Origin of the sequence: Arachidicoccus sp., assembly GCF_050436765.1 — a bacterium.
Classification (GTDB): Bacteria; Bacteroidota; Bacteroidia; order Chitinophagales; family Chitinophagaceae; genus Arachidicoccus.
Genome location: NZ_JBNQGD010000186.1, coordinates 1 through 9360, shown reverse-complemented (window position 1 = coordinate 9360; position 9360 = coordinate 1). Strand labels below are relative to the sequence as shown.

Annotated in this window: 7 protein-coding genes; 3 read left to right on the top strand and 4 right to left on the bottom strand. The window is 36.6% G+C overall.

What is annotated here, in order from left to right:
- Together ACQR30_RS08135 and ACQR30_RS08130 are read left to right on the top strand one after the other, a co-directional pair.
- Window positions 1-832, top strand: an 832-nt coding sequence (locus ACQR30_RS08135) for a hypothetical protein (protein WP_429733863.1), incomplete at its 5' end; no start/stop codon positions are given.
- Window positions 822-1829 carry a vWA domain-containing protein gene (locus tag ACQR30_RS08130; RefSeq protein WP_429733860.1) on the top strand — a complete coding sequence of 336 codons (1008 nt, stop codon included), beginning with the start codon at window positions 822-824 and terminating at the stop codon, window positions 1827-1829. The genes ACQR30_RS08135 and ACQR30_RS08130, both read left to right, overlap by 11 nt.
- Window positions 1830-1861: 32 nt before the next feature.
- Here ACQR30_RS08130 and nhaA read toward each other — a convergent pair whose 3' ends face one another.
- From nhaA to ACQR30_RS08110, 4 genes are all read right to left on the bottom strand, one after another.
- Window positions 1862-3037 carry a Na+/H+ antiporter NhaA gene (gene nhaA, locus ACQR30_RS08125; RefSeq protein ID WP_429733857.1) on the bottom strand — a complete coding sequence of 392 codons (1176 nt, stop codon included), beginning with the start codon at window positions 3035-3037 and terminating at the stop codon, window positions 1862-1864.
- Between the two features lie 101 nt (window positions 3038-3138).
- Window positions 3139-5286: an OstA-like protein gene (locus tag ACQR30_RS08120; protein ID WP_429733854.1), complete on the bottom strand. Its 2148-nt coding sequence runs from the start codon at window positions 5284-5286 to the stop codon at window positions 3139-3141.
- Between the two features lie 2 nt (window positions 5287-5288).
- The gene (locus ACQR30_RS08115; RefSeq protein ID WP_429733851.1) at window positions 5289-6302 is read right to left on the bottom strand and encodes an MlaD family protein; all 1014 of its coding nucleotides are present in this window, start codon (window positions 6300-6302) and stop codon (window positions 5289-5291) included.
- A gap of 237 nt (window positions 6303-6539) precedes the next feature.
- Window positions 6540-7556, bottom strand: a complete 1017-nt coding sequence (locus ACQR30_RS08110) for an N-acetylmuramoyl-L-alanine amidase family protein (RefSeq protein ID WP_429733849.1) — start codon at window positions 7554-7556, stop codon at window positions 6540-6542.
- A 237-nt stretch (window positions 7557-7793) separates the two neighbouring features.
- On the opposite strand from ACQR30_RS08110, the gene ACQR30_RS08105 reads away from it, so the two are divergent.
- On the top strand, window positions 7794-9360 hold a 1567-nt coding region (locus ACQR30_RS08105; RefSeq protein ID WP_429733846.1), incomplete at its 3' end, for a putative LPS assembly protein LptD.

Genomic DNA, 9360 nt, shown 5'->3' with positions numbered 1-9360 from the left:
GACGCTTCAATTAAAAGTCGATAATGTTTCTGATGAAGCGCAAAATATTCAAACTTGGTTCAATGTTCCTGATACAGGAAATCATATAGAAGTTTTAGATAGAGGTAAGATTGATACGATCGATTTACAAAATGGTCAATCTGCTTATATACAAAGAATAACTATTACCTCTTTCGATTCCGGGCAATGGGTAATTCCGGTAATCGCGCCGCAGATGAAAAATGTATCCGGTGATACTGTTTCGCTCCCTATGAACAGCGTTGCTTTGCAGGTGCTACCGGTTGATGTATCCAAATTAAAAGATTTCCATCCGGAAAAGAGTATTCTCCAAGCTAAATATACTGATTACCGCTGGCTATATATTTCGATTGGAATCGTACTGCTGGGATTAATTATTTTGTTAATTATAAAATGGCTGAACAGGCGTAAGGATCAAACCTCAAAGCAGAAAGAAATTATAAAAGGGCCTCCTTTTGAATGGGCGATGCAACAAATAAACTTGTTGGAGAAGGAAAATTTAATTGAGAAAGGAGAGGGGAAACTATTTTTTATTCGTTTGGATGACATTTGCCGGATGTACTATGATGAACGCACGCAAAGTCATACTTTGCAGTCGACTTCAATTGAGATGATGGAAGATCTGAGAAAATATTTGATAAGGGAGAAAGATCGAGTAGCGCTCTTACAATACACAAAACTTAGTAGTCGTGTAAAATTTGCCAAATATCAACCGGGTGACGAGCAAGGAAAAGAAGCCGTAAGTATTGCCAAAGAAACGATATCCAATATTGAAAAACAAGTAACAGAACTTAATAAAAATAATGCTCACTAATTGGCTACAACATACTGATTTTGCATATCCTTGGGTATTGTTACTTTTGCTTTTAATCCCCTTAATTGCTTATGTATATTCTAGACGGCAGATAAAACTGAAGGCAAACCTACCCATTTCTTCCACCAGATTCATCAATAGGACGAGGACTTTAAAAACGACATTAAAGCCGCTACCCTTTGTGCTGCGCTTATTGGCATTGGCTTTTTTAATAGTTGCATTAGCTAGACCAAGGGATAAATTTACCCAGACAGAAACCAATGGAAAGGGGATAGATATAGTTTTGTGTTTTGACATTAGTGGAAGTATGACGGAGCGTGATTTTGTTCCTAATCGATTGGAAGCAGCAAAAGAAGTGGCCTCTAATTTCGTTCAACAACGACCCGGAGATCGCATCGGCATTACCATTTTTAGCAATATTAGTTTTACACTTTGCCCTGTAACCACTGATCATAATATGGTGTTGCAACAAATTCAAAAAATAAACAGCGGTTATTTACAGGAAGAAGGAACGGCTATCGGGTCCGGATTGGCAACAAGTATTGACAGACTTCAATATAGCAAGGCAAAAAGTAAAATTATTATTCTGCTGACAGACGGGGTGGATTTTGGTGGGAAAGTTTCTCCAGATATTGCAACATCTATGGCTAAAACGTTTGGCATAAGAGTCTATACTATTGGTATTGGTAGCGACAAACAAATAGATGAAACAGTACAAACACCTTTTGGCCCACAGGTCCAGAAACATCAGCTTGAATTTAATCCCACTTTATTAAAAAGTATCGCTTCGCAAACGGGGGGGCAATATTTTCAGGCGGAAGACAAAGACGCTTTGCAAAAAATTTATTCAAGTATTAATCAGCTAGAAAAGTCTGATATAAAAATTACCACCTATAATCGGTATGAAGAGAAGTTTTTGCCTTGGTTAATTTTGGGCCTGATCTTTCTCTTTGTTGAAATAGTACTTCGATATACAGTATTTAGAAGATTCCCTTAATGTAATTTGAAAAGGAATTGTTTTGGTCAAGTTCAAATTGTACCCTCTTTTCTTGAAGTCATTCTTAAACACACGAAGCCCAATACCATCGCAATAAAGGAGGCAACAATAATGGCTATTTTTGCTATGTCTTGCGCACCCGTATCGTTAAATGCGAGAGATGAAACAAAGATGGACATGGTAAAACCAATACCCGCTAAGATAGTTATACCGATAAATTGGCGCCAGTTGGAAGCCGCAGGCATTACGGCCCATTTGCGTTTGATCATAAAATAGCAAGAGCCGAGGATACCCAGCGGTTTACCTATCAATAATCCCAAAATGATACCCCAGGACAGTGTGGATTGCATAAAATCGGCCAAACTTATCTTTAAAACAATTGCAGTATTTCCTAATGCAAAAATTGGGATGATAAAAAAGTTGACAAAAACATGAATTTTATTTTCATAGTGATTTAATAGCTCCACAGGTACTAGTAATGCAAAAATAACTCCCGCCACAGTGGGGTGGATACCCGAGTGAAACATACAAAACCATAAGGCTATACCAAAAGCAAAACGTAGCCATTCCAATTTTGGTTGCTTGATTCTATTAAGAAGGATTATAAATAAGATAAATGCAACCGCGCCTAAAAGCCACAGCCAATGAACATTTGCCCCATAAAATAATGCAATGATAAAGATAGCGCACAAGTCATCTATTATAGCGAGCGCGGTTAAAAACACGCGTAGCGACATCGGGACTCTTTTCCCTAAAAGTGCGGCTATGCCTAATGAAAATGCAATATCTGTAGCTGTTGGGATGCCCCAGCCATGAGCAAAAGCAGTTCCCTTATTGAAAAGTAAAAAGATAATAGCCGGTACTAATGCACCACTTATAGCGGCAACAGTTGGGAGGATGGCTTGTTGCGGAGATGATAATTCTCCCTTTATCAATTCTCTTTTTATTTCCATTCCGGCCATAAAAAAGAAAACAGCCATTAATCCATCATTGATGAAGTGCAATATGCTATGGGGGAGATGTAATCTTTCAAAAAGGGGAATTTCCATTTCCCAAAAATGGCGATAGACATCTGTGGTAAAACTATTATTGGTGATGATTAAAGATGCAATCGTACACACCAATAACAAAATGCCCACCGAACGGCTGTCACGAATGAAGTTGATGAATGTATAACGTATTTTTTTGCTTAGGGAATGTTTCGTCATTTTCCGCGTTTTAAGATATAAAAAGCCTATAAAATCCGGCAGCAGCATGACTTTAAATACAACATGATAAGGGTTAGCCTCTTTGACTTATAGAATTAGAATCAATGTGCTAGCAATTCGTATTTCGATTTGGGGCGTTTATTCTCTAACCAATTAAAATTATGTAATCTTATTGATTTATGATTTACCTGCCTCATTGGATAGGTTTTACCAACTACATCGTATAAACCGACTGCGCGCTGTAGAGCTTTATCTTTAAAATAGAAATTAAAATTGCGCGAACTTTGTACATCTACTCCTATATACTTATTGTAGGAATCGAGTAAATAAAATACAAGTTGTGCATTTCCCTTTGCAGATACGCTATCCAATTGGCCATTTGTAAACCAAGACTCAATAGAATTGCCCGATATCTGATTAAAGTAGTCGCTAGTCGACTCTAAATGCAGTGTATCGGCCTGGCTTAGCATAATCGCATTGCGCCAGACTTTTAAATAATGAGGTTTATTATTCTCCGTGTATAAATTTATGGTATCTCCTGAAACTTGTGATATTTGATTATTAGAGGTTGTCCAAACTGTAGGTTTCTTAAACAATTGGAATAATGAATCGCGGGATGAATAGTACAAACTATCTCCAATACCCTGTAGTGAATCACTATAAATACGTACATTGTAGTACGCCTCTAAAAATCTACTTTTATTATCTTCCTGTTTAATAGAATCTTTTTTGTTTACGCTTGTACTGGGAGACAGGTCAATGCCAGGTGACTGATTTTTCAGCGCCGCAGAATCGATAATTGCGGGGTTTAATTTTGCTTTTCTAGCACTATCAATGATAGACGGTGTTGTTTTCCCTACATTCTCTTTATCAGTTTGGATGGTGGTTGGTATCGTATCTTTATCTTTTTGTTGATTGGCCTCTTTCTTTTCTTTTCGTGTAAAAAGCCCAAGAATATTTCGTTTTTTGGAATGATTTTCACCTATTTGAGCTGGTTGTTTTTTCTCCATATTTTCACCATTCGTATTGGTGGAATCTTTTGCCCAAACAAACGTTTTTCCGACTTTCTTAAAAGCTGGAATTTCCTTTTTATGAATTGTTGAATCTAAGGGTTGTTTCGTTGAATCTGGTGTAGTAAAGAAAGGAGAGACACGTTTTTGTAAGGTATCAGTTTTTACCGTAGAGATGCTATCTATCGCTTCTGATTTTCTCGCTAAAGAATCGGAATCATCGGCATATCTGGCTGAATATAATGTGTCTGCTGAGATAAATACAGAATCGGTGCCTTGTTTTAGAATCATCACGGGGTTCACCGTAGCTAGAAAGGAGGATTGCACCCTATTTGTTTTTAAATTATTACAAAGCAGTACAATACCTTGCGCGGTATCTTTAAAGATAACGTTACCACCCGCTTCACCATAGCCTCTAACATCATCAGCGGCAACTTCGTCAGCAATTAAGGTAGAACTACTATCGATTATAATGGGACGTTTACCTAGATAGGATTTCTTGTTGATCAAATCATAATAACCATCAGTGGTGGAAATTCTCTTATATTTCCCACTTGTGATTTTTGTAGGTACGGTAAAAGTGGCAATTTTAGAATAAGTATTGTACAACAAAGTATCTGTGGTGATAGTATATTGAGGGTCTACCAACAAGACATTTGTTGTAAAAGTAGCATCGCGCGTATCTCCATAGTAAACACCGCCAAGACTGGTAAGCACACTACTGCCATTAATTAGTTTGCCGCCCAATGTATAAATGGCCACTTTGGTATTCAAATCATAATCCAACTGAGTAGTGGTAAGTGTGCTTTTGGAATCAGTAAGCTTTACATTATTTTTCAAAAATGCCTTCCGCTCTGCACCCTGATAACGAAGGAAATCAGCATAAATATTTACGCTATCATTATCATTAATATGAACGTGACCATATGCTTCTAAAATGCGGGTATTTGGGTCAAGCATTAAGCTGTCACAATAAAATAATGTACTTTTCTGTTTTACCTCTACATGACCGCTAAGAATTTTTAAAGCGGTCGTATCATTTAATTTCCGATATATTGTTCTATCGGAATGTATAATTATAATGTCGTTTAATGGAGCTGCTGTATCTTTTTTGGGGGCGTGTGTCACCGCTTTTGTTGGCTGTTGTGCATGCAAGGAGCCTACCATTCCTATTAAGAGGAACAAATAGGAGACAAAAATTTTCAAATAGATGTGTTGTATTTTTCTATTTCTATTCATTTTTATTTTTGGGGTGATGGAGGTAAACTATCGTGTGGTAAGGGTTTCACAAGATAATTGCCTTTATCTTTTTTACCAAAAACCGAAATGTTCACATACCTTTTCGGATGTACACGCAAATCGTCCAGTAGAATATGTAAACTGTTTGCTGTAGCATTAAGATTATTGTATAATTCTTTACTATTGATGATAGCTCCTAAAGAGCCATCAGTCGAATTTATTTTTGCAAATACCAAATTCAAACTATCTGCCGAACCTTTTAGCTTTTCCATCACGCCTTTAATGTCGGCCTCAGAAAGATTATTGGTTGTCTTTTGCATGTTGGTCATTATTGAATCGAATTTGCCGTTATTGGCGGCAAGATTTTTTGAAAAATCATCAAAGTTTCTAATGATACCTGCAAATGCACCGGTTTGGAAATTAAGTGCTGCATTAACCGAACGCGTAGTAGTATCTAAACGTCGGGTTATACTATTAAGGTTAAGGATAATCTGTTGCATGTTTGCTTTGCCGGTAGAGTCTAATATTTGATTGACATTGGTCATCAGTGAATCAAAATCTTGCAATGCATTTTTGGCCTGTTCAGCTAATGGTTTTATTTGACTTCCGACCATACCCAAAAATCCCGGTGTAAGTGAGGTAATTAAGGTATCATTGGAAGATAAAATTTTTTTAGACTTACCAAGGGAAATTTCTACGCTGGAAGTGCCTAGTGGGTTGCTATTAATATCCGCTAGTGAGTTATCCGGAATATCATAAGGCTGGTTAAGTTTAATTTCTACTAAAATCTCCTTAAGGTCTTTGCTTGCTGATACTTCTGAAACGGTGCCTGCCTGAAACCCATTGATAAATACCGGGTTGGAGCCAACGATACCCTTTGACTCAGGAAATTTAGCATATAGATAAAATCCATTTTTAAATAGGCTCTTGCCTTTTAAAAAGTTAAATCCTAAAAAAAGAAACACAATAGCGACAATGGTTAAAGCACCAATTTTTGTTTCATTATTTATTTTCATATTATATTTTTGGCGTTTTGCGTTCTTTTCAAATACGCAAATGCATTTTGTGTTTTTTTAACCGGCTTGCAAATTAACGTGTTTGCTGCTCAACTTTCCTCGATTGGAAATAAAAATAACCAATTATTTGCAACCATTGTGAAAAAATGGTGTTGGAATGATAAAATTATATTCTAAAAATTTTGTAAAAAATAAAACAGATATTGTGATAAGTAGCAGGTTTTAAGCTGCTTATACTTAATCTGTAGATTTTATTATCCCGGTGTCTAATTGTTTTTTATACTTAATTACGGCTCTTAAAATTGCGCCGCTAACTTGATCTTGTCCTGATTGACTATTAAGATAATCTTCTTCTTTAGGATTGGAAAGAAATCCAACTTCTGTAAGAATACTAGGCATGGCGGTAGCATGCAATACCCAAATTCCTTTTTCACGTTGTTTTACGCCCCGGCTGGTGCGTCCTTCACTTATGTATTCGTTTTCAATTAAATTGGCAAATAGCAAACTACGTGCAAAATATTTTTTCGCACGTAAAGCTGCCAATATTTTCTCTTCAGAAGTAGTAAAATAATCATTGGAAGAATCTACACTTTCTCCCATCAGTTCTGATGAGTCCTGATTATCCTGAATAAACTTTTGCTTCGAGTCATTTTTATTTACACCCCACACATAAGTTTCAGTACCGACTACCGGATTGGGTGTCGTCCAATATTTATAAATAGGTATATGCCTTGTATGGCGTTTTCTACTCCTACCTCTACCGGTATAATATACTCTGGTTCTATGCCCTACAACTTCTGAATGATGAATAGGGTTTACGTCGTTGCAATGTATACAAATAAAAAGATTACCGTGGTTCTCATTGGCAAATTTCGCCCTCCATCTATTGGCTTCGTCTTTATCCTGCAACCCGCCGGGCAAATTTCGATTGGTTCGGGTCATCAATATTTTACACTCAGGAAGGGAATCAGTCAATTTTTTATATAATTTTTGTGCAATAGCTAAAGCTATATCCGATTCATTGCTGTATGCGCCGCGAGCACCAGGATCTGGCAAGCCATGACCCGCATCTATAATAATTGTTTTTAACGGGGAATTGGCATTCTGTGCCCTCACGGGCAGACAGATCATTGTACCCATGCACACTATTACCGCACTAAAAAAGATATTATGATATCTCCAATAAAAGTTTTTCATCTTAAAACGGCCTTTACTTTTTGCAATAATAATATGATAATTTTTTAATCCCTTCATTTTTGAAAATAAAATATGTTATAATTTACTCTGTTTGGTTTTTCTATTTAGGCATAAAGAGTACTTTTGTCCTTTCTTAGAAATATAAATTTAATGAATTAAGCCTTGATTTGGATATTGCTAATTAGAATTAGTTTATTATTGCAATGTTTAAAATGGGCCCTTGCAACTTGTATGGTTAATCGATGTAAAGTACGAACAAAATATTTATTGTGGGCCTGTGCGGGCTTCTCATTTTTGTTTGCTTTCATTGCGCCTGCGAAATCTTTCTCACATTCTCCTTATTTTCTTGTTAGAAATAACGTAGATAGCATTCCTGCTGGTTGGGCATCTAAACTAGCTTACAGAGAACCTTCGAGCGCTTTTACCTTTACTAGTAAGCCCCCCGTAGATTTAAGTATTTATTCTAAGGATTCTCTCGCTTTTATAGTAGACTATAAAGCAAAAGATTCTTCTGTACTCTTGGTGCAACAAAATCAGTTTTACTTGCATAAAGAAGCAGAAATTAAAAACCCTGATGCAGATATTTCAGCTAATACCATAGAGTTCAATAAGAATACCAACATAGTAAAATTTTATGGGAATTCTGATAGCTCTAACGCCATTTCGGGTAGGCCCACCATTTTGCAAAATGGAAGTAAATCAATTTTAGACTCAGGTTATTATAACATTAAATCCCAAAAAGGGATTTTAAAAAATACTTATTATAACGAAGGAGAGATATTTGTGCAAGCCGCGGTTGCAAAAAAAATAGATAGTAATTCAATTTTTGTAAAAGATGCGCGATTTACGACTTGTAATTTATCTCCGCCGCACTTTGATTTGCACGCATTCAAAATGAAAATGATCAGCGGCAAGTTGGCGGTTTCAGGGCCCGCTATTCCGGAATTTGAAGGTGTCCCTATGCCTATAGTTATTCCCTTTGGAATATATCCTCTTACCAGAGGGCGACACTCCGGCTTATTGCCCGCGGTATTTCAGCAGGATAATATTAAAGGGTTGGGTTTGACCGGGTTGGGATATTATAAAGTAATTAATGACTATTGGGATGTCACCACAAGAGTCGATTTATATAGCTATGGGGGTTATACAATAAACGTTAATCCCAACTACTATAAAAGGTACGCTTATAGAGGTAATTTGAATGTGTCTTACCAATTTACCAAAACACTTAATAGTTATGGAAATGTGGCACAAGAATATACAAAAAATAAAACCATACACGTAGGTTGGAGTCACTCTATGGATAGTAAAGCGCACCCGGGGGAAAGCTTTTCAGCAAGTGTAAATGCGGGAAGTACCTTGTATAATAGTTTACAAACTTTAAACCCCTATCAAAGTTTTAATAACCAATTAAACTCGTCGATTACTTTTGCGAAAAACTGGGATAATGGCAAATACAATTTATCCGTACAGGCCAATCACAGTCAAAATAGTGTCAACCATTCCATCAACATACAGTTCCCAACTTTAAACTTTTCCACTACTACAATCAATCCTTTCCAGAAAAAAGAGATGGTGGGGAAGCCGAAGTGGTACGAAAATATAGGCATCTCCTATAATGGTACATTCCAGAACCAACTTTCGTTTTACGATACTGTTAAGAATTCCATTAAAAGTTTACTCGACACAATGCAATGGGGTGCACAACATCAAATACCTATTACGCTTACTTTGCCAGCAGTTGGACCTTTATTATTTTCTCCTTCTGTTTCTTATTCGGAAAACTGGATCAGTAGAAAATTAATCAGCCATTGGGATTCTACACTTGCAAAAGTGGACACTACCATTGAAAAGGGATTTT